Origin of the sequence: Pseudomonas cichorii (assembly GCF_018343775.1) — a bacterium.
GTDB lineage: Bacteria > Pseudomonadota > Gammaproteobacteria > Pseudomonadales > Pseudomonadaceae > Aquipseudomonas > Aquipseudomonas cichorii.
Map to the genome: position 1 here is coordinate 3,604,515 of NZ_CP074349.1, position 25,408 is coordinate 3,629,922.

The 25,408-nt window shown below is 60.6% G+C and carries 23 protein-coding genes; 7 read left to right on the forward strand and 16 right to left on the reverse strand.

Going from position 1 to position 25,408, the window contains the following annotated elements; genetic code table 11:
• Positions 1 to 177: 177 nt before the first annotated feature.
• Both KGD89_RS15045 and KGD89_RS15050 read right to left on the reverse strand, forming a co-directional pair.
• Positions 178 to 612: a DoxX family protein gene (locus KGD89_RS15045; protein ID WP_025260591.1), complete on the reverse strand. Its 435-nt coding sequence runs from the start codon at positions 610 to 612 to the stop codon at positions 178 to 180.
• Positions 613 to 716: 104 nt separating this feature from the next.
• The gene (locus KGD89_RS15050) at positions 717 to 2,144 is read right to left on the reverse strand and encodes an MltF family protein (RefSeq protein ID WP_025260592.1); all 1,428 of its coding nucleotides are present in this window, start codon (positions 2,142 to 2,144) and stop codon (positions 717 to 719) included.
• A gap of 165 nt (positions 2,145 to 2,309) precedes the next feature.
• On the opposite strand from KGD89_RS15050, the gene KGD89_RS15055 reads away from it, so the two are divergent.
• The 3 genes from KGD89_RS15055 to KGD89_RS15065 all read left to right on the forward strand — a co-directional run bounded on the left by KGD89_RS15055 (position 2,310) and on the right by KGD89_RS15065 (position 5,179).
• Complete coding sequence (locus KGD89_RS15055; RefSeq protein ID WP_025260593.1) at positions 2,310 to 3,134, forward strand: TatD family hydrolase; 825 nt, start codon at positions 2,310 to 2,312, stop codon at positions 3,132 to 3,134.
• A gap of 98 nt (positions 3,135 to 3,232) precedes the next feature.
• Positions 3,233 to 4,708 (forward strand): methyl-accepting chemotaxis protein, encoded by a 1,476-nt coding sequence (locus KGD89_RS15060; RefSeq protein ID WP_025260594.1) that lies wholly within the window; start codon positions 3,233 to 3,235, stop codon positions 4,706 to 4,708.
• Positions 4,709 to 4,804: 96 nt separating this feature from the next.
• Positions 4,805 to 5,179, forward strand: coding sequence for an Mpo1-like protein (locus tag KGD89_RS15065; protein WP_025260595.1), 375 nt, complete (start codon positions 4,805 to 4,807; stop codon positions 5,177 to 5,179).
• A 26-nt stretch (positions 5,180 to 5,205) separates the two neighbouring features.
• Here KGD89_RS15065 and KGD89_RS15070 read toward each other — a convergent pair whose 3' ends face one another.
• The 6 genes from KGD89_RS15070 to KGD89_RS15095 all read right to left on the reverse strand — a co-directional run bounded on the left by KGD89_RS15070 (position 5,206) and on the right by KGD89_RS15095 (position 11,233).
• Positions 5,206 to 6,003 (reverse strand): acyl-CoA thioesterase, encoded by a 798-nt coding sequence (locus KGD89_RS15070; RefSeq protein ID WP_025260596.1) that lies wholly within the window; start codon positions 6,001 to 6,003, stop codon positions 5,206 to 5,208.
• Positions 6,004 to 6,115: 112 nt separating this feature from the next.
• Positions 6,116 to 6,868 (reverse strand): CHAD domain-containing protein, encoded by a 753-nt coding sequence (locus tag KGD89_RS15075; RefSeq protein ID WP_176767547.1) that lies wholly within the window; start codon positions 6,866 to 6,868, stop codon positions 6,116 to 6,118.
• A gap of 33 nt (positions 6,869 to 6,901) precedes the next feature.
• Positions 6,902 to 8,902 carry a transglutaminase TgpA family protein gene (locus KGD89_RS15080; RefSeq protein WP_025260598.1) on the reverse strand — a complete coding sequence of 667 codons (2,001 nt, stop codon included), beginning with the start codon at positions 8,900 to 8,902 and terminating at the stop codon, positions 6,902 to 6,904.
• Positions 8,899 to 9,855, reverse strand: coding sequence for a DUF58 domain-containing protein (locus KGD89_RS15085; RefSeq protein WP_025260599.1), 957 nt, complete (start codon positions 9,853 to 9,855; stop codon positions 8,899 to 8,901). The genes KGD89_RS15080 and KGD89_RS15085 overlap by 4 nt, the downstream gene beginning before the upstream one ends.
• Positions 9,852 to 10,769 carry an AAA family ATPase gene (locus tag KGD89_RS15090; RefSeq protein WP_025260600.1) on the reverse strand — a complete coding sequence of 306 codons (918 nt, stop codon included), beginning with the start codon at positions 10,767 to 10,769 and terminating at the stop codon, positions 9,852 to 9,854. The genes KGD89_RS15085 and KGD89_RS15090 overlap by 4 nt, the downstream gene beginning before the upstream one ends.
• Positions 10,770 to 10,954: 185 nt before the next feature.
• Entirely contained in the window at positions 10,955 to 11,233 is a 279-nt protein-coding gene (locus tag KGD89_RS15095) for a hypothetical protein (protein ID WP_025260601.1), read from the reverse strand.
• Between the two features lie 139 nt (positions 11,234 to 11,372).
• Between KGD89_RS15095 and KGD89_RS15100 the strand changes: the two genes are divergently transcribed.
• A complete protein-coding gene (locus KGD89_RS15100) occupies positions 11,373 to 12,413 on the forward strand; it encodes a patatin-like phospholipase family protein (protein WP_025260602.1) in 1,041 nt (346 codons plus the stop codon).
• Positions 12,414 to 12,497: 84 nt separating this feature from the next.
• On the opposite strand, the gene KGD89_RS15105 is transcribed toward KGD89_RS15100, so the two are convergent.
• The 6 genes from KGD89_RS15105 to kdpF all read right to left on the reverse strand — a co-directional run bounded on the left by KGD89_RS15105 (position 12,498) and on the right by kdpF (position 20,477).
• On the reverse strand, positions 12,498 to 13,187 hold the full coding sequence (locus KGD89_RS15105; RefSeq protein WP_025260603.1) for a response regulator: 690 nt from the start codon (positions 13,185 to 13,187) through the stop codon (positions 12,498 to 12,500).
• A 55-nt stretch (positions 13,188 to 13,242) separates the two neighbouring features.
• On the reverse strand, positions 13,243 to 15,897 hold the full coding sequence (locus tag KGD89_RS15110) for a sensor histidine kinase (RefSeq protein ID WP_025260604.1): 2,655 nt from the start codon (positions 15,895 to 15,897) through the stop codon (positions 13,243 to 13,245).
• A gap of 16 nt (positions 15,898 to 15,913) precedes the next feature.
• On the reverse strand, positions 15,914 to 16,486 hold the full coding sequence (gene kdpC, locus KGD89_RS15115) for a potassium-transporting ATPase subunit KdpC (RefSeq protein ID WP_025260605.1): 573 nt from the start codon (positions 16,484 to 16,486) through the stop codon (positions 15,914 to 15,916).
• 121 nt (positions 16,487 to 16,607) lie between these two features.
• On the reverse strand, positions 16,608 to 18,674 hold the full coding sequence (gene kdpB, locus KGD89_RS15120) for a potassium-transporting ATPase subunit KdpB (protein WP_025260606.1): 2,067 nt from the start codon (positions 18,672 to 18,674) through the stop codon (positions 16,608 to 16,610).
• 10 nt (positions 18,675 to 18,684) lie between these two features.
• Positions 18,685 to 20,379: a potassium-transporting ATPase subunit KdpA gene (gene kdpA, locus KGD89_RS15125; RefSeq protein ID WP_025260607.1), complete on the reverse strand. Its 1,695-nt coding sequence runs from the start codon at positions 20,377 to 20,379 to the stop codon at positions 18,685 to 18,687.
• Between the two features lie 8 nt (positions 20,380 to 20,387).
• Positions 20,388 to 20,477 carry a K(+)-transporting ATPase subunit F gene (kdpF, locus tag KGD89_RS15130; protein ID WP_074569008.1) on the reverse strand — a complete coding sequence of 30 codons (90 nt, stop codon included), beginning with the start codon at positions 20,475 to 20,477 and terminating at the stop codon, positions 20,388 to 20,390.
• A 315-nt stretch (positions 20,478 to 20,792) separates the two neighbouring features.
• On the opposite strand from kdpF, the gene KGD89_RS15135 reads away from it, so the two are divergent.
• The 3 genes from KGD89_RS15135 (at position 20,793) to xopAW (ending at position 23,349) form a co-directional block, all read left to right on the forward strand.
• Entirely contained in the window at positions 20,793 to 21,542 is a 750-nt protein-coding gene (locus KGD89_RS15135) for a response regulator (protein ID WP_025260608.1), read from the forward strand.
• Positions 21,539 to 22,579, forward strand: a complete 1,041-nt coding sequence (locus KGD89_RS15140; RefSeq protein WP_025260609.1) for a sensor histidine kinase — start codon at positions 21,539 to 21,541, stop codon at positions 22,577 to 22,579. Before KGD89_RS15135 ends, KGD89_RS15140 begins: the two co-directional genes overlap by 4 nt.
• A 113-nt stretch (positions 22,580 to 22,692) precedes the next feature.
• Positions 22,693 to 23,349: an EF-hand domain-containing protein gene (xopAW, locus tag KGD89_RS15145; RefSeq protein ID WP_025260610.1), complete on the forward strand. Its 657-nt coding sequence runs from the start codon at positions 22,693 to 22,695 to the stop codon at positions 23,347 to 23,349.
• Positions 23,350 to 23,390: 41 nt separating this feature from the next.
• Here the strand turns inward: xopAW and KGD89_RS15150 are convergent, their stop codons facing one another.
• Together KGD89_RS15150 and KGD89_RS15155 are read right to left on the reverse strand one after the other, a co-directional pair.
• Complete coding sequence (locus tag KGD89_RS15150) at positions 23,391 to 24,443, reverse strand: AI-2E family transporter (protein ID WP_025260611.1); 1,053 nt, start codon at positions 24,441 to 24,443, stop codon at positions 23,391 to 23,393.
• A gap of 47 nt (positions 24,444 to 24,490) precedes the next feature.
• On the reverse strand, positions 24,491 to 25,309 hold the full coding sequence (locus tag KGD89_RS15155; protein ID WP_025260612.1) for a DUF4892 domain-containing protein: 819 nt from the start codon (positions 25,307 to 25,309) through the stop codon (positions 24,491 to 24,493).
• Positions 25,310 to 25,408 lie beyond the last annotated feature (99 nt).

Genomic DNA, 25,408 nt, shown 5'->3' on the forward strand with positions numbered 1-25,408 from the left:
CCAACGTTTTAGCGGTATTTCGACAAGGTCCGAGCCTTGCCTGGCGCCCCGCAAGTAGTTGTTAAATCGGCGCCTGATCAGCATCCTAGAGAAGCCGCTGGTTAATTGTCAAATGCCATCAACCAGAAAGGCCCGCCTTTCACAAGACGAGCCTTTCCTGATGCCCATGCCGCTTTATTAGTTGGCGATGGCGCGGTCCACCGAGAGTTTGCCTGCACCTTCGATCAGAATCGCGATGGCGCCACCCAGCAAGGCCAGGGCGAACTCATAGCCGTTGTTGGCCATGAACAGCCCGTTGCCGATGTGCACCGAGAAAATCGCCACCAGCAACAATACCGCCAGGCCCAAGGCAGCCGGGCGAGCCAGCAGGCCGATCAGCACGGCCAGACCACCAAAGAACTCGACACTGCCCGACAGCAGCGCCATCAGGTAACCCGGATTCAGGCCCTGACTGGCCATGAACTGCGCCGTACCTTCCAGGCCATAACCGCCAAACGCACCGAACAGCTTCTGGCTGCCGTGAGCGATGAAGATGATGCCGACGATGATGCGCAATACAGTCAGGCCATAGCCAGCGCGAGTGGAGAGTACCGATTTGATGGTTGCGTTCATGGTGAGTTGTTCCGTTACTGATTAAGTGGGAGTGGCGCCATCATAATCAAATCAACCAATATGAAAACCGCAAAAACCTCAGCATAACAATCGAATAATTCGATTTATCTTCTGATGACAGACTTTTCAGACGTCTCCTTCTCCAGCGCACCACGCTCGCGATCAAACGCCAGGTAGTACTTGTTCACGCTGTTCACGAAGCTGACGACGTTGGCACTGCCCTGCTCCATGGCAATACGTTCGGTCTGGAAGAACCACTGATTGGGGTTGAGGCCGCGACGGCGTGCCTCGTCGCGCATACCTTGTACCCGCTCCGGCCCGAGGTTGTAGGCCGCCAGCACAAAAGCCATGCGCTCGCGCTCGTTGACCCTGGGGCTGGCGAAGTACTTGCTGCGGATCAGCGCCATGTAACGGGCACCGGCCTGCACATTCTTGTCGGCAGTCTGGATATCGGAAACACCAACCCGCTTTGCCGCCGACGGCGTGATCTGCAGCAAGCCCGTCGCCCCGCCGCTGCCCTTGGCCGTCGGGTCCAGTTTCGATTCCTTGAACGCCAGTGCTGCCAGATCCAGCCAGTCCATGTCCTGGGCGTCGGCATGGCGTTGCAGCATAGGCCGCAGTTTTTCCAGGCGCTGAAGGTTGGTGCGCACCAGAGGGTTGTTGACCCGATAGGTGTTCTTGTAGGCCTTTTCGAAAGCCAGGTCCTGATTGGCGGGAGGCTTATAGGCCTTGAGGAAGTCATCGATACTGGCGCGCAAGCGGGTGGCGTCCTGGCGCACGAACCAACTGATGTCGTCGTGGGTGCGCAACGTGAGGCTGCGGTCCAGACGCAGCTTGGGCATGACTCTGGCCCAGCGCTCGGCAATGGGTTGCTCCACCAGCGTCAGGGGATAGATGCCCGCCTGAACCATTTCCAGCACGTCTTCCACGGCAAGGCTGGGGTCGACCCACTCGATCCGTACCGGTGCCAGTTTGCGCAATGCCAGTTGCTGATTGACCTGATGCAGCGCTTCATCCGCCATGCTGCCAGCGGGCAGGCTCAGGGTGCGCCCTGAAAGCTGATCGACATTCTTGAAGCTGCGCCCGCCCCTGACACCCACCAGAATCAGCGGCACGTCACGGATGATCGGCTCGCCTGCATTGATCCCCTTGGCGTTGGCGGTATCGAGCAACTCACCGGGCGCCACCAGATCACCCTCGCCGCGCTGCAGGGCGGCAAGCAACTGATTCTTGGCTTTGGGGATGATCTTGAAGGTCACTTTCTGGCCGTTGCGGGCATGACCATTGAGGTATTGTTCGAAGGCTTGCAGGCGCTGATATTCGATGCCGATTTCCTGCCCCTTGACGTCACCGGAGCTGTTGCGGCTCTGATTGACCAGCACCCGCAACACCTTGCTGCTGCGAATAGCTTCCAGGTCCCGGACCTGAGTCTTGTGCTGCGCAGCCTCCGGCCCCACCTGACGGGCAGCCGCGGGCAAAGGCGACAGCGCCACAAGGCAAGCGATGGGCAAAAGCAGGGCTCGAACGGTCATTCACGCTCCGGGGAAACGTCAGAAAAGACAGAAAAAAGGATTACTCAGGGACGCGTCACACACAAAACCGTTAAATCTTCAGGTTTAACCTGCTGAATACATTGCATTTTCTTGTTATTACCGAAGCTCTGATATCCTCGGCAGCCTTCGGCTGGAGGTAGCACCATGCAACTCATCGACATCGGCGTCAATCTCACCAACGCAAGCTTCGACTCGCAGCGACAGGCGGTACTCGACCGGGCCTATGCCGCCGGCGTGTCACAACTGGTCGTCACCGGCACCAGTGTCGAGGGCAGCGAACAGGCTCTGGAGCTCTGCCATGAACTGGATGAAAGCGCTCTGCGACTGTTCTCCACGGCAGGTATTCACCCCCATTCAGCAAGCGATTGGACACAGGACACCGAACAAAAGTTGCGGGCTCTGCTCAGGGAATCCCGCGTGCGGGCAGTCGGTGAATGCGGGCTGGATTTCAACCGGGATTTCTCGCCCCGTCCCCAGCAGGAAAAGGTGCTTGAAGCTCATCTGGCACTGGCTGTGGAGTTGCAACTGCCGGTATTCCTGCATGAGCGCGATGCCAGCCAGCGCCTGCTGGACATCCTGCGCGACTACCGCGATCGCCTGCCAGCCGCCGTGGTGCACTGCTTTACCGGGGAGCAGAAGGCACTGTTCAGTTACCTGGATATAGACCTGCATATCGGCATTACTGGCTGGATCTGCGACGAACGTCGGGGCACCCATTTGCACCCGCTGGTCCACAACATCCCTCGTGGCCGCCTGATGCTGGAAAGCGATGCGCCTTATCTCCTGCCGCGCAGCCTGCGGCCCAAGCCGAAAAACGGTCGCAACGAACCGGCGTATCTGCCCGAGGTCCTGCGTGAAGTGGCCTTGCATCGCAACGAAAGCCAGGCCGACCTTGCCAGCCATACCACAGCCTGCGCCCGTGTTTTCTTTGGTTTGCCGGATTTCGTGGAGCCAGCCGGGGAAATGTGACGTTACCTTGACCCGTATCAACTGTTTGTTTAATGGCTGAGGCATCGTGATGGCACCTTGCTGCACATCTCTAACGATCAACCAAAAGAAGACCACTCATGGGCTCATTGCTTAGCAACCTCTCACTGAAGTACAAGTTCTGGGCCGTCAACGCGGTCGCATTCATCACGACCCTGCTGCTGGTGGTTTACGCCGTGGAGCTGGAGCAACAGGCCCGCCAGGAAACCGCACGAGACGCCGCCCAGGCACAGGCGCGCCTGATCGCCGCATGGCCCGCCACGCAACCCTTGCCCGCCTCGGCCAATATCCTGACCTACGCACAGGGCCAGACGCCGAGCCTGAACAGCCAGCCTCTGCCACAACTGAGCAATGCCACGGACTGGGTTGCCCTGGATAAACAGGCGGGTGATCAGTCTCTGGTCGGCGCGCAGGTCGTCAGCCGCACCGATGGACAGCGCGTTGCCGTACTGGCCCTGGCCCCCTCATCCTTGCAGGTGCTTGAGGATCGCTTCGCCAATTACGCCGTAGCCGTATTCGTGCTGATGATCGCGATGCTCTGCGCCTCGCAATTGCTGATCCGCTTCATCCTCACCCAGCTCAACGCCCTCAAGGATGTGATGCTGCATGTCGAGAAAAGCGGCGATCTGTCTGCCCGGGTTCCCAACGGCAGCGATGATGAAGTCGGGCAGATGGCCAAGGCGTTCAATGCCATGCAGGCGGGCTACCAGCGGGTGGTCAACACCGTATCGCAAACCGCTACCCGCCTGGATGAAGGCGCAGCTCACCTGGCCTCGGGCATGAAGGATGTACGCCACGGCATGCTCGGCCAGCAAAGCGAAACCGATCAGGTCGCTACGGCAATCAACGAAATGACAGCCACTGTCCACCATATTGCCCAGCACGCCAGCACCACACGGGATCAGTCCCAGACTGCTGACAATCTTGCAGGCAGCGGCAAGACCGTGGTCGACCGGGTACAGGTTTCCATTGCCGGGCTTTCCAGCGGCGTGCAGCAGACTGCGCAGATGATCCAGCGCCTTGCCGAAGACAGTCAGAAGATTAACGGCGTGGTCAACGTGATCCACAGCATTGCCGAACAGACCAACCTGCTGGCCCTCAACGCAGCCATCGAAGCGGCACGCGCCGGGGAAATGGGTCGTGGTTTCGCCGTAGTTGCCGACGAAGTCCGCAATCTGGCCAAACGGGTGCAGACGTCCACCGATGAAATCACCGGGATGGTGTCAGCACTGCAAGCCGGAACCCGCGATGCCGTGGACTTCATGCAGGACAGCTCCTACAAGGCCGATGAGTGCGTGCAACAGGCCCAGGAAGCCGGTGAAGCGCTGGCGGCCATTGCCGGTGCCGTGGCGCAGATGCGTGAAAGCAATACCCAGATCGCCGTGGCAGCCCAGCAACAAAGTCAGGTGGCCGAAGAAATGAACCGCGCCGTGGTCAGCATTCGCGATGTCACCGAGCGCACCGTAACCCAGACCGTGGACTCGGCTTCCACCAGTGATGATCTGGCCACGCTGGCCGGCGAACTGAGCAAAGCCATCGGCCAACTCAAGCTGTAAAGGCCTATCGCACCGATAGTCAGGCTTGGCTCGCGGACAAACGGAGCCAGGCCTATTCTTCAGGACATTGAAACAGGTTTTGAAGAGGACAGCAGTATGGGCAAGCGACTTCCCAATCTCCCCACTTGGCAATGGCGCGGCTATGCCGACAACCATCAGCACCCGGCCAATCTTGTCCTGCACCTGATTGCCGTGCCGCTGTTTATCCTTGCTGCTCTGCTGTTGCTCGACGGGATCTTCTCCCTGAGCTTTTCCTCGATTGCGATTGGCATCATCGGCCTGATCGCCGCCCTGGGTTTTCAGCGGCACGGCCACTCTCTGGAAGCACAGACACCAGAGCCCTTCAGCGACAGGAGCGATGCGGTAAAACGTCTGCTGACCGAGCAGTTCGTGACCTTTCCACGCTTTCTGTTAAGTGGCGCGTGGTGGCGGGCCTGGAAGCAGAGGCATCACCAGAGGCATCACCGATGATAAAGAGACACTGCCGATAAGACGGCTTAACCGAAAACCGTGACCGTCTGCCTGCTGATCGCCACCAGTTGTCCATCAGGTGCCCACAGCATGGCAGCGGTATGCCCATAACCATCGCGGGCATGTTCGATCACGGCGCGGTAGCTGCACCAGTCAAGCGTATTCAAGGCGGGTTGCGGCTGCACGAACTCGATGGTCCAGGTCAATGAACTGCCGGGAGTGGGTTTGCTCAAATGTGGCAAAAGCGCAGGTGGCCAGGTATCGACCATCGCCAGAATATGCGCTTCAGTGAGTGACTGAGGCTCTACCTCATCGCGAAAACGCACATAACCGCCAATGGCAAGTGACGGGGTATTGCTGAACGGCAGACCACCCAGCGCCCAGCGCATTTCCATGAAACGCATGTATTCGGGCATCACGCCGCTGATAAAAGGCAATGCCGGGCAATGTTCCAGCGCTTTGAGCTCGGGAGCCGTATCAGCCGCGACCGCAACTACCGACTCACGCGCCGCGCCAAAACTGCCCTGCATCAGGGTCATCACCTGCCCGTTCTGTATCGCTCGCCCCAGCACCTGACTGACCGCCTTGCCCTCGCGCAGGATGTCGACCTCAAAGGAGATCGGCACGCCTGGCTCGGCTGGCCCGACAAAGGTGATCGCCAGGGAACGCACCGGTCTGTCCTGGGGCACACGAGCGCGCATGGCCTCGTATTGCAAGGCCGCCATCAGGCCGCCAAAGCAGGCGCGCCCCTGTGACCACAGAGCCGGGATGGTGACAGACTGGGGGTTGTCGCGCACCGCGTTGAGCAGATCGGAAAAAGTCATGGGAACCTTGGCGTAGGAAAAAGCTGACAGCCGTCATATTAACGACCCCGCCACCTACTGACAGACGCCGTATCGGCCATATTTGCGGCCTGAATGACTTGAGCCCCCGTAATCAGAAACAATCCCTGGCCAATCGCTCCAGTGCAATTTCGGCCTTGCGCTCGGCCCGCACGATACCAATCTGCCAGCCCGCAATGCAGGGCGCCAGATCCGCTTCCTTGCCAGCCTGCGCCAACCACTGCAAATGATCGTGCCAGTTGCCCAGTTCGCTCTGGGCGGCCTTGAGCCTGGCCTGAAGCTTTTTAGGCTGATGACTGAGTTGCGGGTAAGCCTCGGCGGCATAGCGCACACGCTTGATAAGCAAACGCAGGTCGTGTCGATCATGACCCGGATCAGCCATGGCCACCCGCAGCTTCTGCCACTGTTTGTCCATGCGCTTTTCAATGACCTTGCGCAGATCACCCAACCCGCCCTGGCGTTCCTGCATGCGCAGCATGGCCGGAAACTGATCGAGCAAGGCGAGTAACTTGAGCAACTCAGCAGACCTCGCCACTTTCGGGCAGGCCTTGTCCAGGTACTCGTGACGCTTGTCCGCCGCTTCGTGCAGGCCTTTTTTGGCGAGAAACCCGGCAAGTACCTGCATGTCTCGCAAAGGCGTCGTCAACTGGCCAAGGGCCTTGGCGGCGTCTTCCAGCGGCCCGGCGCCCGGCAGCTCGCGCAATGGACGCAACACGCTGCGCAGACGACGAACCGTGGTGCGCAAGTCATGCAGCGCTTCACTGTCGGTGGATACCGCCACACGTGCCTGACAGGCAATCAACTTGACGTCCAGCGCAATGATTTCGGCGATCAGATGGTTCACCATCGACGACATGCACACATCCTCTGAAAAAACGGTTTATGAATGACTGTCCTTCAAGGGCGCCAGGCGCCATGGCAAACGACGGCGCAACGCTTTGAGGCAGCGGCGCAACTCGCTCACCGAAGCGCCACTTGCGCCATAGCGCTGAGCCTGAAACTCCTGAACAAAGGCTTCGATGACATCGGCATGGCGCGGAAAAAAAAGCACGGCGCGACTGCAAAAGGCTTCGGCACCCTCACCCGGCACGCGCCGCAGCCCATGCCGCGCCAGCAGACGCTCGAAGGCCATGAACAGGCGAAGCTGCGAATCACTTTCCCGCTGCCAGGGTTTGAACAGCCACAAGGCTATCAGTGCCAGAACGCTCAGGACACCCCCCACGAAAACCGGCACCTGAAAACCCGAGAACCAGCGGCCCAGCACCTGCAACTGCTGCTGGCCCTGATAGCCCAGCACCCAGCGTTGCCAGCCGTAGTTGAGGCTGTCCCAGCTCAGGCGCAGCGAATTGAGCCAGGCAACGTCCCGGTAACGCAACGCCGACATGGGTGAGTCCTGGAGGAATGCTTCATCGGCAGCCAATGCCTGCTCCAGGCCCTGCTCGATACGCTCGGGCGCCACGGCAGCAGTCGGGTCGACACTGCGCCAGCCAACGTCCGGCTGCCAGTATTCGACCCAGGCGTGGGCATCGAACTGGCGCACGGTCAGGTACTGGCCGTCCGGATTCAACTCACCGCCCTGATAACCCGCCACCACACGCGCCGGAATCCCTGCCGCCCGCAACACAAACGTCATGGCTCCGGCGTAATGGCCACAGAAACCCTGCCTGCTGACAAACAGGAAATCATCGATGCTGTCGATCCCGAGCGTCGTGGGCTTGAGGGTGTAATGAAACGGCTGCTCACGAAAATACCGCTGCATGGCTTCCACCAGCGCATCGGGTTTTGGGTAGCGGCGCAACAAGTCCCTGGCCCATTGCCGGGCTTGTTCATTCCCCTTGGCAGGCAATTGCAGGTCCTGGCGCTGAATGTTTTCGGTCAGTTGCGCATCACGAACCGCCTGTGGCCATGAGGTCACGGCGAACATCATGGACTGATCGACAGGCCGCCTGCGCTGCAAACGGAAATCGCTCATCTGGCGCACCTCGGCCAGGGTCGTTTCGCCAACATCGAGAATCGGCAGCCACGGACGCCCACTGGGTTCCATGACAATGCTGTAGGCGATTGCATCCCCGCGTTTTTGCCACTGCGGCACCTGCACCGTCTGGGCGCGCAACGATTGCGACCAGCGACGACCATCGAACTGCTCAAGGGTCAGGCTGCGCCAGTACAACTGATTACGCGCCGGCACAGCCCCCTCGAAACTGGCGCGAAACACCAGGGCTGGCGATTTGCTCAATTCCGTCAGGTCACCCGGCGACATGCTGTCGGACAGGCCGGTCACGCCCTTGTTGCTCGGCTGCGGCAGCGCCCATAACGGATCGAGACGCGGAAAGAACAGAAACAGCAGCAACATCAGCGGCACGGCCTGGGCTATAAGTTTGAAACTCAGTTTCAGGCTGTTGACGGGCTTGCTGGCCAGATCCGATTGTTGCAGGCCGATCAGCGATGCCAGCAAGGCGGCAATGGGCAACAGGCTCAATAGCGCCCAGAGCAGGTTGTCCTCGAACAGATAACCCACTACCACGCAAAAGAATCCCAAAAAAATCAGCACCAACGCATCGCGCCGGGTCTGCATCTCCAGCATCTTGAGCACAAAGGCGGCAATCAGCAACGCGGCCCCGGCATCAAGCCCCACCAGACTGCCCCGCGCCAGGTACACACCACCAGCCGTCCCCACCAACAGGCCTGACTTGACCCAGTTGCCCGGCATGCGGGCCCGCATGCGCATGACTTGCACACGCCAGGTCATGCACCCCAGCCACAGCAGGATGATGGATACCGGCAGATGGGTGATGAACGGCAGGATGACCAGAGCCTGGGCCAGTAACAGCCAGATCAGGCCTGGACGCGGAACGGGTTGTCCGAGGCTGACGTTGTTCATGAGCGATTGCCGAACAGTGCCAGCTGGCGCAGGCAGGTTTCGCGATGAGCATCGCTGCTGTCCACCGCCGACAGGAAACCCGGCAAACGCAAGGCAAAGGGCTGCTGACGCTGTGACAGTTCCAACACCCAGTAACACAGACGCGACAAACGCTCCTCGATGTCGCCCCCCAACGCCATGAAATCCAGGCACAGCTCATGGCCGCTCAAATCAGTGAAGTCCTTGACCAGCAGGCCCTGGCCTCGGGAATACGCCTTCCAGTGCAGGCGTCGGCGGTTATCGCCGGGCTGATAGCTGCGCAATCCCTGATAATCATCAACCCCCGCGCCCTGAGTCGCCTGGCCATCGTCCTGGGCATGAGGCTGCACGCCCTGAAGCAGCGGCATCGCACCGGCTATCGGACGGGGATAAATCAATACGGTCTGCTCCAGATCCAGCCAGCTCCAGGCCCGGAAAATCCCCAGGGGAAACACGCTCTCGACACGCAATCGGGGAGCGCGCAGCCAGCCACGGGTTTCGGCGGGCAGTGTCAGCTCCACCTCCGTCAAGCCTTCGGCAGTCACATCGCCAGGCTGCAGTGCTTGCGCATTCCAGCCAAGCCCGAGGGCCTGATGGGCATGGCCGGCACTTTCCAGTCGCAGGCGCAACTGCACCGGCTCACCGACAAACACCGAACGCGCCAGACCGGCACTGAGCACCAGCCCGCCAAGATTGCGGTAGGTATGCAGGATGGCCAGTATCCCCACCGACAACAGCAGAAAGGTCAAGCCATAAGCCAGGCTGTTCTGGTAATTGATGGAAACCAGCAGCATCAGGAACACCACAAGCACGAACGTCGCGCCGGTACGGGTCGGCAGGATGAAAATACGCCGATGATCCAGCTTGATTCGCGCCGCCGGGGGAATCCGTCGCCCCAGCCAGCGCTGCCAGAGCGGTTTGAGCTGTTGGATCAAAGCACCGGCACCTCACGAAGCAACCACTGCACCAGTGCCCCGCCACCATGACCGGTCGGGTCGCTGCGCTCGCGCAGACGATGACCCACCACGGACGGCAACACCGCCTGCACATCTTCGGGGATCACATAATCGCGGCCCAGCAACAAGGCCCAGGCCCGCGCCGCCGAAACAATCGCCAGGCTGGCCCGGGGCGAAAGCCCGTAGGCGAACTGCGGCTGGCTTCGAGTCGCGTCCACCAGACGCAAGACATAATCCACCAGCGCATCGCTGACCCGCACCTGCCGGGCCTGGGCCTGCAACAGACCCAGTTCGGCATGGTTGAGTATCGGTTGCAGACGCGGCATCAGTTCGCGTCGGGATTGCCCCAGCAGCAAGGCTTTTTCAGCCGCCTTGGCGGGATACCCCATGGAAATGCGCATCAGGAAACGATCCAGCTGCGACTCGGGCAAGGCAAAAGTGCCGCCGGAACTGAACGGGTTCTGGGTCGCTATCACAAAGAACGGATCGGGCAACAGCCGCGTCGCGCCCTCGATGGAAACCTGCCCTTCTTCCATCGCTTCCAGCAAGGCACTCTGGCTCTTGGGCGTCGCCCGGTTGATTTCGTCGGCCAGTACCAGTTCAGCGAAGATCGGCCCCGGATGAAAGGTGAACTGCCCGGTATCACGATCGAACACTGATGTGCCCAGAATATCGCCGGGCAACAGGTCCGAGGTGAACTGGATACGCTGATAGCTCAAGCCCAGGATCCGGGCCAGAGCATGGCTGAGGGTGGTCTTGCCCATGCCCGGCAAGTCCTCGATCAACAGATGACCGCCCCCCAGCAGGCACGTCATTGCCAGACGCACCTGCCCTTCCTTGCCCAGCACCACTTCGTTTATGGCACTGAGACATGCATCGAGTTTTCTGCCCATCTGAAAGCCTCTCCAGCCGACTGCCTATAAAGCCATTGGGACTGCAAACGATGCCATCACGCATAACCACTTTAAGGTTAGCGTAGGCCTTTTCGCCAGAGGAGAGAGGAGAATTGCTTTTGGAGGTGTGGGGTTCGCGAATGAATTCGCCCCTACCGGGAGCCAATTCATTCGCGAAGGCCGGATCAGCGACCGGCGCGGGACTCGCGAATATAAAAGCGTGCTTTCTCGGCCTTTTGCGTACAACCTTCAAACGCCTCGAATTGCTGCTGAGTCTTGGCACCGGTCAGGAGCGACAGCGCCTTGGAGTAACTGACCGTACCGGCAAAACCTTCGGCCTTGGCCAGATCCAGCTCCTGCCAAGCGCTGTCGAGCTGACTGGCGCAGCTGTCCCGGTATCCGGTCTTGCCGGCACAACCTGCAAGGACCACGATGAACAATGGCAAACAGATCCAGGCTTTCATGGGGTGTTACCTCAGACGTGAAAAATAGAGTGTGCGGCTTTGACGATGCTGGCCACTAAAAGTGCCGTAAGCAACTGTTTTCATTGCATGGCATTCTGCATTACCCGGTCATGGATCGATACCTGTCAGGAGCATTCTGATGAAAAAACGAATAGCACTGGTGCTGGGCTCCGGCGGAGCTCGTGGTTATGCCCATATCGGCGTGATCGAAGAGCTGGAACGGCGCAATTATGAAATTTCCTGCATTGCAGGCTGCTCGATGGGCGCTGTAGTGGGTGGTATCTATGCTGCTGGCAAGCTGGAGCAGTATCGCAAATGGATCGAAAGCCTCGATTACCTGGATGTATTGAGGCTGGTGGACGTGAGTTTCCGGCTGGGGGCGATTCGTGGCGAGAAGGTTTTCGGACACATTCGCGATATCGTCGGCGAGATCAATATCGAAGACCTGCGCATTCCCTACACGGCTGTGGCGACCGACCTCACGAACCAGCAAGAGATATGGTTTCAGGAAGGCTGCCTGCATCAGGCCATGCGCGCCTCGGCAGCGATTCCCAGCCTGTTTACCCCGGTCATGCAGGGAGGCCGGATGCTGGTAGATGGCGGATTGCTCAACCCGCTGCCTATCGTGCCGGTGGTTTCCAGCCACTGCGATCTGATCGTGGCGATCAACCTCAACGCCACCAATCAGCAGCAGTATCAGCTACCGACGATTGAGCGCCCGCCGGCCGTGAAAAAACGTGTCGACTCGCTGATCAGCTCACTGGGCTCGCGCCTGCCGTTCCGGCGCAAGCTCGAAGCTGTCGAGGGAGGATCGAGCAGCCTGAAACCTGCAGCAGCGCTTATCGAAAACCCTTGGCTGGGCGAAGAATCCGCCGACCCGCTGGGCCAGCAACCCGCCGCCGCACCTCAGGCCACCGGCGCCCCGAAATCGGCCAGCGGCTCAGTCATTATCGACAATGTAGGGCCGGCCTCGTTGCTGGACCTGATCAACCAGAGTTTCGAGGTGATGCAGACGTCCCTGGCGCAATACAAGATCGCCGGTTATCCGCCGGACATTCTGATCAACGTTCCAAAACGGGTCTGCCGGTTCTTCGAGTTTTACAAGGCACCGGAACTGATCGCGCTGGGCCGTGAGATTGCCAGGGATACGCTGGATCGGTATGAAAGTGAGCATGAGTAGGAACGAATTCATTCGCGAGACGGCATTTCAGGCGCTGCATGTTCTTTGAGTGTACCGGCCTCTCGCGAATGAACTGGCTCCAGGTCAGCCGCCCATCAAGCGGTATCCGACCCCCGCCTCGGTCACGATAAATCGCGGGGCGGCAGGGTCATCGGCCAGTTTCTGTCGCAGGTGCCCTACCACAATCCGCAAATAGTGGCTGTCCTCGGTATGAGTCGGCCCCCAGATATCCTTGAGCAATTGCTGCTGGGTGATGACCCGTCCCGGATAGCGCGCCAGTTGCGCCAGCACCGCGTACTCTTTGCGGGTCAGCGACACCTCGACGCCCTCAAGCAACACACGCCGATAGGCAAGGTCCACCGTCAACGGGCCGATATTGACTGCCGCTTCCGGCTTATCGCCAACCGGCACCTGACGCAATAACGCACGAACCCTGGCCAGGAATTCCTGGATACCGAACGGTTTGGTCACATAATCATTGGCCCCGGCATCCAGCGCCTGGACCTTCTGCACTTCACTGGCCCGTACGGAAAGCACCAGCACCGGCACACTCGACCACTCGCGAAACTCGCTCAGCACCTGTTGACCGTCCATATCCGGCAAACCCAGGTCGAGCACCAGCAAGTCAGGCTTGCTCAGCGCCGCCTGGCTCAAGCCGTCGGTGCCGGTTGCCGCTTCAAGTACTTTGTACCCCTGCGAGACGAGGCTGATGCGCAAGAACTTGCGAATCTGCGGCTCGTCGTCGATCACCAGAATGGTCGCGGTCTGACTCATGATATCCCTGGGTGTTCAATGGCCGAGTGGGCCATAAGCCTAACGTAAAGCGTCCTCAAGACAACGATTCCGTTTCTGCTTCCGGCTGGGCTTGCAGTGGCAGGTGCAAGGTGATGCTGGTGCCCTGCCCGTCAATGCCCGCGCCGACGCTGACCCGTCCGCCATGGGCACCGACCATGCCTTGACAGATCGCCAGCCCCAGCCCCGTGCCCTGCCCGCCACGATCCCCTCGGGCGGCGGTGTAGAACATGTCGAAAATCTTCGACCGCTCGCTCTCGGGAATCCCCGGACCTTCATCGCTGACAGCAAATATCAGTTCGCCGTTCTCGACGGTGACCGCCATCTGCAGACGGCCATTGAGTGGCGAAAAGCGCGCCGCGTTTTCCAGCACATTGACCAGCGCCTGCTCGATCAGCGCCGCATGCACATACAACAGCGGCAGTTCGGCAGATACCTGGGCCTCGACCTGCAACGGCGCCATCACGGCACGCAAACGGCTGAGTGCGCTGCCGACGATATCACCGGGCGATACCCAGTCCCGTGCCAGCTTAAGGGCACCGTGCCCCAGGCGGGTCATGTCCAGCAGGTTCTGAATGTAGCGATCCAGACGCTCGGCCTCGTCCCGGGTGCCTTCCAGCAGTTCACGACGGTCCTCCAGAGAAATGGCCTCGCCCAGCGCCAGCAGGCTGTCGATGCTGCCGCGCATGGACGTCAGGGGCGTGCGCAAATCATGAGATACCGACGCCAGCAAGGCACTGCGCAACTGCTCGGTTTCCCCATGCAAGCGTGCTGCTTCAAGATCCTCGGCCAGCCGCGCACGGGCCAGCGCCTGGGCCAGTGGCTGGCTGAGCGCGATCAACAGACGGCGACGCTGGGCAGTGAATTCCTGGCCGTCGCGAGGACACACGCCCAGCAAGGCCAGCGGCCCGTTTTCACCGGACAATGGCCACCACCACCAACGACCGGACGGCAAGGTGCCGGTGCCGTAGCCCGCCGCCTGATCGTGCTGCCAGGCCCAGTCTGCCGCCGCACGCTCCGATTCGGACAGTGGCGCAATATCGTCGCTGAGTTTCCAGCCGCCCTGCCCGTCGCGGTCCAGCAGGCAGACTTGCAGCTCCTGCCAGCCATTCAAATGATGTTCGGCGGCGCTGAGCACGGCCTGACGATCCGTCGCGGCAGTCATCTTGCGGGACAGGTCCAGCAATTCGCTGGTCTGTTCCTGAGTATCGCGCAAGGCTTCCAGTTGCCGACGCTGGCGGGCCGCCAGATTACCGGTCAGGGCAGACATCAGCAGAAAGAACAGCAAGGTCAGCACGTCTTCTTCGCGCTGGATGATCAGGGAAAAACTCGGCGGCATGAACAGAAAGTCATAAGCCAGGAACGACAACACCGAACAGGCCAGCGCCGGGCCCACGCTGGTGCGTATCGCCACCAGCAGGACAGCCGCCAGAAACACCAGCGAGATATTCGGCAGATCCAGTACGTTCGACACCGCCCAGGCCACGGCACTGGCCAGTACGGTCGCAATCAGGGCCAGGAAATAATCGAACCATGGCGCAGGCCGGGACGAGCGAACCCGTGGCTGATCCGGCAATGGCTCGCTGTCCAGCACACTGATTTCAAGGCCATGGGCCTCACGCAAAAGACGCTCGGCAACCCCGCCGCCGAACAGCCGCCGACGCAGGCGCGGCTGCGACTGGCCAACCAGAACCACGCTGGCCCGGCGCTCGGCCGCATGCTGAATCAGGGTTCTGGCCACTTCACCTGCACGCAGTTGCACCACTTCCCCTCCCAGCCGTTCGGCCAGTTGCTGGGCTCGCTGCAAACGGGCGCGGGACTGTTCGTCGAAAGGCCGGCCATTGTCGACATGCACCAGCGTCCAGGGCAAATGCCGACGCTGGGCAACACGGCTGGCATGACGAACCAGACGCTCGGCATGGATGTCGCCATCCACACACACCAGCAACCGACCGCGCACAGCAGGCGCGTCCTGCCCCAACTGGCGGTAGCCTTGGGCGAGGTCATTATCGACCTGTGCCGCAGCCGTCTGCATCGCCAGTTCGCGCAAGGCCGTAAGGTTGGTCTGGGTAAAGAACGCATCGATGGCCGCCCGCGCCTGTTCCGGCACATAGACCTTGCCGTCGCGCAGGCGCTCCAGCAGTTCACGGGGCGGCAGGTCAATCAGCACCAACTCATAGGCTTCCTGCAACACCCAGTCGGGCAGGGTTTCCCGGACCTGCACGCCGGTAATCCCGCGCACCTGATCGTTGAGGCTTTCCAGATGCTGGACATTGACAGTGGTGTAGACATTGATGCCCGCCGCCAGCAGCTCCTGAATGTCCTGCCAGCGTTTCGCGTGGCGACTGCCCGGCGCATTGCTGTGGGCCAGCTCGTCCACCAGCGCCAGTTCCGGGCGCTGTTTGAGCAGGCCATCGAGGTCCATCTCTTCCAGGGTCACGCCACGGTATTGCGAGCGCAGCAGAGGCTGTTGCGGCAGACCGCCCAGCAATGCCTCGGTTTCTGCGCGACCATGGGTTTCAACCACACCGGCCAGCACCTTCACGCCCTGACGCAACTGGCCATGGGCAGCCTGCAGCATGGCGTAGGTCTTGCCGACGCCAGGCGCAGCGCCCAGAAACACTTTCAAACGCCCACGCCCGGCTCTGGGCATATCGGCTAACAAGGCATCGGCACGGCCGGAATCACTCATGGTTGTTACTACTCACTCAAAGTTGTGCCTGGCGTTGCGCAGACGTTAACTGATTCAGGGCACGATTCAAGTCCAGCACATTAACCACGGGCGGGCCAATCAGGGATCGCTCGGTGTTGGCCTCGATCAAGGCCTGAACCTGCTCCAGCGGCAACTTGCGCGCCGCCGCGACCCGTGCAGCCTGATAGGTAACGGAGGACGGCGGCAGGTGCGGATCCAGGCCGCTGCCTGAAGTTGTCAGCAAGGCCAGCGGCACTGCGCCCTGCCCTGCAACGGCCAGTTTGGCGGCCTCTTCGGTGACACGGGTCGCCAGGGCCGGATTACTCGGCGCCAGGTTGCTCGCGCTGCTGGAAACCGTGGCGAAGGCGCCGGCTGAGGGACGCGACTGGAACCATTCATCGCCGCTGAAGGCCTGGGCAATCAGCTCCGAGCCTTGCACTTTGCCGCTGGCGTCGTAAACCAGACTGCCATTGGCCTGCTCGGGGAAAGCCACCTGAGCCACACCGGTCACCGCCAATGGATAAGCCACACCGGTCAGCACAGTCATCAACACAATCAGGCTCAAGGCCGGACGCAATACAGTGGACATCATCAGTTCCTCATAGAGAGTTGCAACACTTCATGCAGGAGCGAACTTGTTCGCGAAAGCGGTATTCCATAGAGCCTCTGTCTTTCGCGAATGAATTCGCTCCTACACATTGGGTCCGGTTTTACACCAGCCCCAATCCAACCAGCAGCATGTCGATCAGCTTGATCCCCACGAACGGCACGATGATGCCGCCCACCCCATAGATCAGCAGGTTGCGGCGCAGCAGATGAGCCGCGCTGGCGGCCTGGACTCGTACGCCGCGCAGGGCCAGCGGGATCAGCAGCACGATAATCAAGGCGTTGAAGACGATGGCCGAGACAATCGCGCTTTGCGGGCTGGCCAGTTGCATGATGTTCAGCACGCCCAGTTGCGGGTAGATCGCAGCGAACAGGGCCGGCAGGATCGCGAAGTATTTGGCGATATCGTTGGCGATGGAAAAGGTTGTCAGCGCCCCGCGGGTCACCAGCAGTTCCTTGCCGATCTGCACCACATCCAGCAACTTGGTCGGATCGCTGTCCAGATCGACCATGTTCGCTGCTTCCCGCGCCGCCTGGGTGCCGTCGTTCATCGCCATGCCGACGTCCGCCTGAGCCAGTGCAGGCGCATCGTTGGCACCGTCGCCACACATGGCAACCAGCCGCCCTTCGTTCTGCTCGGCGCGAATACGCTCCAGCTTCTTCTCCGGCGTCGCTTCAGCCAGCACATCGTCCACACCGGCTTCGGCGGCAATCGCCGCAGCGGTCAGCGGGTTGTCGCCCGTGACCATCACGGTGCGAATGCCCAGTTTGCGCAGTTCGGCAAAACGCTCGCGGATGCCAGGCTTGACCACGTCCTTGAGGTGGATGGCGCCCAGCAGTTTCTTGTCGACACACACCAGCAATGGCGTACCGCCAGTCTTGGCGATCTTGTCGATTTCCCGGGCCAGAGCCTCAGGCAGGTCGCGACGTTGCAGATCCACAAAGGCCAGCAATGAATCCACGGCACCCTTGCGGTACTGGTGACCTTGATAATCCACGCCGGACAAACGGGTTTCTGCGCTGAAAGGCACAGCCGTCAGTTGCGAAGGTTTTGGCTCGCTGATCGGGTGCAGGTTACGCAGGTATTCGACGATGGATTTACCTTCAGCCGTGTCATCAGCCAGGGACGCCAGCAAGGCGCCGTCGCTCATCTCTTTGGCCGTGACACCCGTCGCGGAATACAGCGCGCTGCAACGACGGTTACCAAAGGTGATGGTGCCGGTCTTGTCCAGCAGCAGCACGTGCACATCACCGGCAGCCTCCACGGCACGGCCGGACTTGGCGATGACATTGAGGCGCACCAGCCGGTCCATGCCCGCGATACCGATGGCCGACAATAAGCCGCCGATGGTGGTAGGAATCAGAGTCACCAGCAGCGCTACCAGAAACACCAGCGGCAGGCTGCCACCGGCAAAGTGGGCGAACGGCTGCAAGGTCACGACCACCAGCAGGAAGATCAGGGTCAGGCCGATCAGCAGGATATCCAGCGCCACTTCGTTGGGCGTTTTCTGACGTTTTGCACCTTCGACCAGGGCAATCATGCGGTCCAGGGTCGATTCGCCGGGGTTGGTGCTGATCTGTATCAGCAGCCAGTCGGACACCAGCCGGGTGTTGCCGGTCACCGCCGAACGGTCGCCGCCAGACTCACGGATGACCGGCGCCGATTCACCGGTAATCGCCGCTTCGTTGACCGCTGCAATACCTTCGATGACTTCGCCGTCACCGGGGATCATTTCCCCGGCCTCGACGCGCACCACGTCGCCTTTGCGCAAGGCGCTGGCATTGACCATGCTGAACGCGCCAGACTCATCGCGACGCCGCGCCTTGAGCCCTTCACTGCCCGCCTTTAGACTGTCGGCTCGCGCCTTGCCGCGCCCTTCGGCCAAGGCTTCGGCAAAGTTGGCAAACAACACGGTGAACCACAGCCACAGGGCGATCTGCAACGCAACGCCGATCGGTACAGCCGGGTCGGGAATCAGGCATAGAACCGTGGTCAGGATGGCGGTCAGTTCCACCACCAGCATCACCGGCGAGCGGGCCAGTTGACGAGGGTCGAGCTTGACGAAGGCTTGCACCAGCGCACCGCGCCAAAGCGACGAGAAACTGGTTTTTGCCGGATCGGCCACTGCTGGCGCTTCAGACGGCTTTGTCACAGGAATCTGCATATTCATCATCGGCTCCTCAGAAGCCCAGGCTCAAATGTTCGGCAATCGGCCCAAGTGCCAGGGTTGGCAGGAAGGTCAGGCCACCGACCAGCAAAATGGTCACAGTCAGCAAAGTCACGAACAGCGGGCCATGGGTCGGGAAGCTGTTGATACCCTGTGGCGCGGCCTTTTTCATCGCCAGGCTGCCCGCCAGTGCCAGAACCGGCACGATGTAGCCGAAACGTCCCAGGAACATCGCCACGCTGAGCATCAGGTTGTGGAAAACGGTATTGGCACTGAAGCCACCGAACGCCGAGCCGTTGTTGGCCGTGGCCGAGGTGTAGGCGTACAGCAACTGGCTGAAGCCATGGGGGCCGGGGTTGCTCACCGAGGCCAGCGGCCCTGGCAGACTGGCAGCCACGGCACCGAGCACCAGCACGCCGACAGGCATGACCAACAGGGTCGCGACCAGCAGGCGGATTTCTGTCGCTTGCAGCTTCTTGCCAAGGTATTCCGGGGTGCGGCCAATCATCAGGCCGGCCAAGAAGACGGCGATCAACACGTTGAGCAACATGCCGTTGAGGCCGACACCGACGCCGCCGAAGATCACCTCACCGACCATCATGTTGACCAGCGCGACCATGCCGGTCAGCGGGTTGAGGCTGTCATGCATGGCGTTGACCGAGCCGTTCGACGCGGCAGTGGTCGCTGTCGCCCAGAGCACGGTAGCGGTGGTGCCAAAACGGCTTTCCTTGCCTTCCAGCGGCGCGGTCTGCTCGACACCTGCAATATTCAGCGCCGGGTTGGGCTGATACTCGGCCCACAGCGAAACAGCACCGCCGATCAGCAGCATGATCAGCATGCAGGCCATGATTGCGCGGCTCTGGCGCATGTCCTTGACGTAATGGCCGAAGGTGAACACAAGTGCAGCCGGAATCAGCAGGATCGACACCAGTTGCAGCAGGTTGCTCAAGGCAGTCGGGTTCTCGAACGGATGCGCCGAGTTCACGCCAAAGAAGCCACCACCGTTGGTACCCAGTTGCTTGATCGCGATCTGGCTGGCGGCAGGCCCCATGGGCAGGCTTTGGTCAGCGCCTTGCAGGGTGACGGCATCGATGTAGTGGGCAAAACTTTGTGGCACTCCCTGCCAGACCAGCAACAAGGCCAGCACGATGCACAGCGGCAACAGACCGTACAGAGTGACGCGGGTCATGTCGGTCCAGAAGTTGCCGAGATTTTCGGTCGAGCGACGGCTGATGCCGCGACAGAACGCCAGCAGCACAGCAATACCGGTGGCGGCGCTGACAAAGTTCTGCACGGTCAGGCCGACCATCTGGCTCAGGTAACTCAGCGAAGCTTCACCGCTGTAGCTCTGCCAGTTGGTATTGGTGACGAAACTCATCGCGGTGTTGAACGCCAGCGACCACTCCAGACCCGGCAACTGCTGCGGGTTGAGCGGCAAGGCGCCCTGCCCCAGCAACATGGCGAACAGCAGCACGAAGCCGGCCAGGTTGAACGCCAGCAAAGCCCACAAGTAGGCTTTCCAGTTCTGTTCGACCTTGGGGTCGATGCCTGACAGTCGATAGCAGATATTCTCTACCGGCCTCAGCACCGGGCTGAGCCAGGTGCGCTCGCCTTCAACGACCCGATAGTAGAAACGCCCCAGCAAAGGCGCGGGCAACACGACCAGTACCAGAAAAGCCAGAATCAGCAGATAGTCATAACTGTGCATGGCAGCTCCTAGTTCCGGCCTGCGCGTAGCAGCGCAACCAGCAAGTAAATGAACAGCCCGACTGCCAACAGCAGTGACACCCCATCCAGAACGCTCATCAAGATTCTCCGTCGCTACGGCGGTTGCCGCTTGGGAGCAATTGTCCTCAGGAGGGGCGTAAAGGAACGAGAGCGACAGGTAACGAGGGGCGTAAAGACGGCGTAAAGAATGACCCGTGCCCCGTCTGGAGTAGGAGCGAATTTATTCGCGAGACGGGTTTTGAGGATTTGTACCAACTTGAATACATTCACGACATGCCCACGACATTCTGCCGCGACACCCTTTCGCCGCGCCCCGTGGCGAAGTAGCATGACGGGAGCGTTGATCCTCAACAGCGGCCAGTGATGGCGGCATCACAAGGCAGCAGTCGCACTATGCAACCCATCCCAGACAGCAACACCGATCAATCTTCATCCGAACAGCGCTGGAACACCCGTGCATTGATTGTCGATGACGACGTGGCCATTCGTGAACTGCTCTGCGATTACCTGTCCCGTTTCAATATCCAGTCCAGAGGCGTCACCGATGGTACGCAGATGCGTCAGGCCCTGACCGAGGAAACCTTCGATGTCGTGGTGCTGGACCTGATGCTGCCCGGCGAAGACGGTCTTTCGCTGTGCCGCTGGCTGCGCAGCACTTCGGATATTCCGATCCTGATGCTCACCGCCCGCTGCGAACCCACCGACCGTATCATCGGCCTTGAGCTGGGTGCCGACGACTACATGGCCAAGCCCTTTGAACCTCGCGAACTGGTAGCCCGCATCCAGACGGTCTTGCGCCGTGTACGTGACGAGCGCAGCGAACAGCGCACCACCGTTCGCTTCGATGCCTGGCGACTCAATAGCGTCCTGCGCCAGCTGATTGCTGCCGATGGCCTGGTGGTGCCGCTCTCCAACGCCGAGTTCCGCCTGCTGCGGGTATTTCTGGAACGCCCGCATCGCGTGCTCAGCCGCGAGCAACTGCTCGATGCCGCCCGTGGCCGCTCCATCGAAGCCTTCGACCGAAGCATCGATCTGCTGGTCTCGCGTCTGCGCCAGAAACTGGGTGACGACCCCAAGAATCCCCAGTTGATCAAGACGGTGCGCGGCGAAGGCTACCTCTTCGATGCCAGGGAACTCGCTTGATAAGATCAGCCGATACACTTTTCGCACGACTTTTTGGCGGCGCGCTGATTGCGATCCTGCTAGGGCATGTACTGGCATTTATCTGGTTCACCCAATACGGGCCACCGCCTCCTCCGCGGGAAGTAGCGCCCTCGGCGCAGCTGCAGGCCAATGACTCGCCTCAGGATCGTGAGCGCCGCAGACCCTCATTCTGGCGTGGCCCGCTGACGGTCATGGGCTTTCAGTTAATCACCCTGGTGATCGCCGCCTGGTTCGGGGCCAAGGCCCTGAGCCGTCCCGTGCAGCGCATGAGCGAAGCGGCCGAGCGCCTGAGCGAAAACCTCGACAGCCCGCCTCTGGAGCTCACAGGCCCCCTGGAGGCGCGCAATGCAGCACATGCCTTCAATCTGATGCAGCAGAAAATCCGCGAGCAGATGCAGCAACGCGGACGCATGCTGGCAGCTGTCTCCCACGACCTGCGCACACCGCTGGCACGCCTGAAGCTGCGCGTCGAAAAGATCGATGACCTCAAGCTGCACGGCCAGATGACCCAGGATCTGGATGACATGATCAACATGCTCGACGCGACCCTGAGTTACCTCAATGAGCATCGCAAGAGCGAAGAACTGCAACAGCTGGACCTGCAGGCACTGATCGAATCACTGGCCGAGAACGCTCAGGACAATGGCGACGACGTGCAGTACCAGGGCCAGTGCAAGCCACTCAGAATCCAGCCCATGGCGCTGCGCTCCTGCCTGCACAACCTCATCGACAATGCCCTGCGCTATGCAGGCAGTGTGCACATCGATATCGAGGATCAGCCCGGTCGCGTGAAGATCTCGGTCATCGATCATGGGCCGGGTATCGCCCCCGAGTTTCACGAGACGGTTTTCGAGCCCTTCTATCGACTGGAAGGCTCGCGCAATCGCAACTCCGGTGGTGTCGGCATGGGCATGACCATCGCCCGGGAAGCTGCCTTGCGCATGGGCGGCGAGTTGTATCTGACCCAGACGCCGGGCGGCGGCCTGACAGTAGTGCTTGATCTGCCGCGAGTCTGACGACCGCGTATCCCGCCCGATACAAATCCCACATCCCCACGACAACTGCCACCCCGAGGCTTCATAAGCCGGTGCACCGCCATCGGCTCTATAAACCTCAGGGAGTCAGTCCAATGATCAGTGGCATCAGCAGCAGTTATTCGAGCTACACCAGCTCGACCAGTTTGACTTCAGGCACCAACAGCAAGAAATTTCAGGAAGAGTTGCTGGCAAAGCTCGATACCGACGGTGATGGCAGCATCAACAAGGACGAACTGAGCTCGGCGCTTTCCTCCGACAAGAAAGACGGGATTACCGTCAGCCTGAGCGAAGCGTTCAGCAGCCTGGACAGTAACGATGATGACAGCCTGGATGCCGATGAACTGGCAGCGCTGACTCCACCGCCGCCTCCACCCGCCACGGACCTGGCAGAAGACCTGCTCAGCTCGCTGGACACTGACGGCGACGGTTCGATCAACAGCGACGAGTTGACCACCGGCCTTACCAATGCGGGCAGCACGGCCGACAGCACTAAAGTGTTCGATGCACTGGACACCAATGAGGACGGCACTGTCAGTCTTGAAGAACTGGCCGCCAGCCTGCAACCTCAGCAACCACCTGCCGGCACGCCGCCAGCACAGAATGCCAATGTCAGCAGCATCGACAGCGAGCAGACCAGCGCCAGCCAGGTGACTGCCCAGGCCTTGAGCAAGATGATCGCTGCATTGGGTGAGCGTTATGACACCGAAGGCAGCAAGCCTGTCGGCAAATACCTCGACACCGCAGCCTGACCGGGAAACCGCCGCTGACAGGCGTCATGCGGCGGCATCTTTTAGCGGTGATTCTTGATAATTCGCTCACCGGCGACCCAGTCGGTCAACAGGCTGTAGGCAACCGCCAGTAGCGTCGGCCCGATAAACAGGCCGATAAAACCGAACGCCAGCAAACCACCAAATACTCCCAGCAGCACGATCACCAACGGCAGGTTGCCGCCACGGCTGATCAGGTACGGCTTGAGCACGTTGTCCACGCCACTGATGATGAAGGTGCCCCACAGGCCGAGAAATACCGCCATGCCGTATTCACCCTGCCAGACCAGCCAGGCAGTGGCCGGGATCCACACCAGTGGCGGCCCCATGGGAATCAGGCTGAACAGGAAGGTCAGGATCCCCAGCACCAGCGCACCGGGAATACCCGCGATCAGGAAACCGATCAGGGCCAGGATGGCCTGGGCTGCGGCGGTGCCGATCACGCCATTGACCACTCGCTGTACGGTAGCGGCAACCAGATCCAGATAATACGGAGCCCGGTCACCGATCAGACGCTCCAGCAGGCTGAGCACGAAGGCCGCCAGCCTCGGACCGTCACGATAGAAGAAAAACGCGAACACGATGCTCAGGCTCAGCTCGAGAATGCCGCCTCCAATCTGTGCGCTGCGGGCCAGCAGCCAGTTGCCGACTTCCCCCAGATAAGGCCTGGCAGCAGTAATCAATGCCGCACCTTGCTGATCGATGGTGTTCCACATACCGACCAGCCGCTCGCCCACCAACGGAATCCCCGCCAGCCAAACCGGAGGATCGGGCAGCCCGTCGACCTGAACATCCTTGATGAACGCCGTTGCATCCCGCACATGATCGGCGAGGTTGAACCCCAGCCACACCAGCGGCGCGGCCACCAGTAGCAGCCAGCACAGACTCATCACCAGAGCGGCCAGCGATTCGCGGCCCTTGAACCAGTGAGTCAGCAAACGCATCAGCGGCCAGCTGGCAAACGCCAGCACAGCACCCCAGACCAGTGCAGACCAGAACGGGGCCATTACCCAGAGACAGGCACCCAATAGCACCAACAACAGGATCTGCACCAGCAGGCGGTCGTTATTGAACATGGAGGACACCTATGAAAACGAGAAAGCGAACGGCTTGTACAGAGAGACTAGCGGATCACTTCGATCACAAGCCCTGCCTTATCGACACTGCCCGTCTCCAATCGTGCCGTGCGCACGCCCTTGGCAACCAGTGCTTCGCGCCATGCATCGGCATGGACGCCCGAAACCGTGGCACGCAAGGTGCTGTCCAGATTCAGGCCACGAGACAGTAAAGTGACCCAGCGCTCCTCGGGCTCGCCACCAAGCCGTGGCAGATCCAGCCTGCCGGTGCTTCTGAGCTGGCGCAGCAAGGTAGCGGACGTCGGCAGCAATTCGCCCAGAGGTGCGGCAGCCGTGAATTGCTCGACATGCAGGTAAGCGCGGCGATTGCCGCGAGTGATGCCATACAGGGCCACCAGGGTTTCGCTATCAGGCTCGGCCAGTCTCAGCAGCAGATAGGCTTGCCTGTCATCGGCACCATAAAGCTTGGAGTTGCCAAAAACATCATTGGCCCACAGGCTGCTTTCGCCGCAATCGCGGGCCTGACACCAGAACAACAACTCGGCGCCCTTCTGCTGCAAGGCTTCACGGGCAGCCGTGAAGGCTTCATCGGACGTGTGTTCGACAGGTAACTGGTAGGTAACCGAGGTAAGGCTGCCACGGGTGTTGACCTGACCGTCAAAACGCAACTGGCCGCTGATCTTGCGGATCGACCCCATCGGGTAGACACGTTCCAGCTCGGCAGCAGGCCGGTAATCGACTATTTCCGCGTCAGCCAGACGCGGCACGATGCTCAGATCGTGGCTGTCCGGCACATCCGCGGCAGACACCAGAGCGCTGAACAGTGAAGCTCCCAGCATGACAAATGGAGCACAGGATAAACGCATGGATGCTCTCATCAACTTGCAAAGGATGAAATGGAATGGACAACGTCGCCACTGAGGCGAATATACAAGGCAATAGGTTGGTCCATCATGACTGACTCC

Coding starts and splice junctions, on each gene's coding strand:
- xopAW (WP_025260610.1), top strand. CDS start 22,693: ATGATCAGTGGCATCAGCAGCAGTTATTCGAGCTACACCAGCTCGACC.
- kdpF (WP_074569008.1), bottom strand. CDS start 20,477: ATGAGCGTTCTGGATGGGGTGTCACTGCTGTTGGCAGTCGGGCTGTTC.
- kdpC (WP_025260605.1), bottom strand. CDS start 16,486: ATGTCCACTGTATTGCGTCCGGCCTTGAGCCTGATTGTGTTGATGACT.
- KGD89_RS15155 (WP_025260612.1), bottom strand. CDS start 25,309: ATGCGTTTATCCTGTGCTCCATTTGTCATGCTGGGAGCTTCACTGTTC.
- KGD89_RS15100 (WP_025260602.1), top strand. CDS start 11,373: ATGAAAAAACGAATAGCACTGGTGCTGGGCTCCGGCGGAGCTCGTGGT.
- KGD89_RS15110 (WP_025260604.1), bottom strand. CDS start 15,897: ATGAGTGATTCCGGCCGTGCCGATGCCTTGTTAGCCGATATGCCCAGA.
- KGD89_RS15055 (WP_025260593.1), top strand. CDS start 2,310: ATGCAACTCATCGACATCGGCGTCAATCTCACCAACGCAAGCTTCGAC.
- KGD89_RS15075 (WP_176767547.1), bottom strand. CDS start 6,868: ATGGTGAACCATCTGATCGCCGAAATCATTGCGCTGGACGTCAAGTTG.
- KGD89_RS15070 (WP_025260596.1), bottom strand. CDS start 6,003: ATGACTTTTTCCGATCTGCTCAACGCGGTGCGCGACAACCCCCAGTCT.
- KGD89_RS15050 (WP_025260592.1), bottom strand. CDS start 2,144: ATGACCGTTCGAGCCCTGCTTTTGCCCATCGCTTGCCTTGTGGCGCTG.
- KGD89_RS15135 (WP_025260608.1), top strand. CDS start 20,793: ATGCAACCCATCCCAGACAGCAACACCGATCAATCTTCATCCGAACAG.
- KGD89_RS15090 (WP_025260600.1), bottom strand. CDS start 10,769: ATGGGCAGAAAACTCGATGCATGTCTCAGTGCCATAAACGAAGTGGTG.
- kdpA (WP_025260607.1), bottom strand. CDS start 20,379: ATGCACAGTTATGACTATCTGCTGATTCTGGCTTTTCTGGTACTGGTC.
- KGD89_RS15045 (WP_025260591.1), bottom strand. CDS start 612: ATGAACGCAACCATCAAATCGGTACTCTCCACTCGCGCTGGCTATGGC.
- KGD89_RS15095 (WP_025260601.1), bottom strand. CDS start 11,233: ATGAAAGCCTGGATCTGTTTGCCATTGTTCATCGTGGTCCTTGCAGGT.
- KGD89_RS15080 (WP_025260598.1), bottom strand. CDS start 8,902: ATGAACAACGTCAGCCTCGGACAACCCGTTCCGCGTCCAGGCCTGATC.
- KGD89_RS15150 (WP_025260611.1), bottom strand. CDS start 24,443: ATGTTCAATAACGACCGCCTGCTGGTGCAGATCCTGTTGTTGGTGCTA.
- KGD89_RS15105 (WP_025260603.1), bottom strand. CDS start 13,187: ATGAGTCAGACCGCGACCATTCTGGTGATCGACGACGAGCCGCAGATT.
- kdpB (WP_025260606.1), bottom strand. CDS start 18,674: ATGAATATGCAGATTCCTGTGACAAAGCCGTCTGAAGCGCCAGCAGTG.
- KGD89_RS15065 (WP_025260595.1), top strand. CDS start 4,805: ATGGGCAAGCGACTTCCCAATCTCCCCACTTGGCAATGGCGCGGCTAT.
- KGD89_RS15060 (WP_025260594.1), top strand. CDS start 3,233: ATGGGCTCATTGCTTAGCAACCTCTCACTGAAGTACAAGTTCTGGGCC.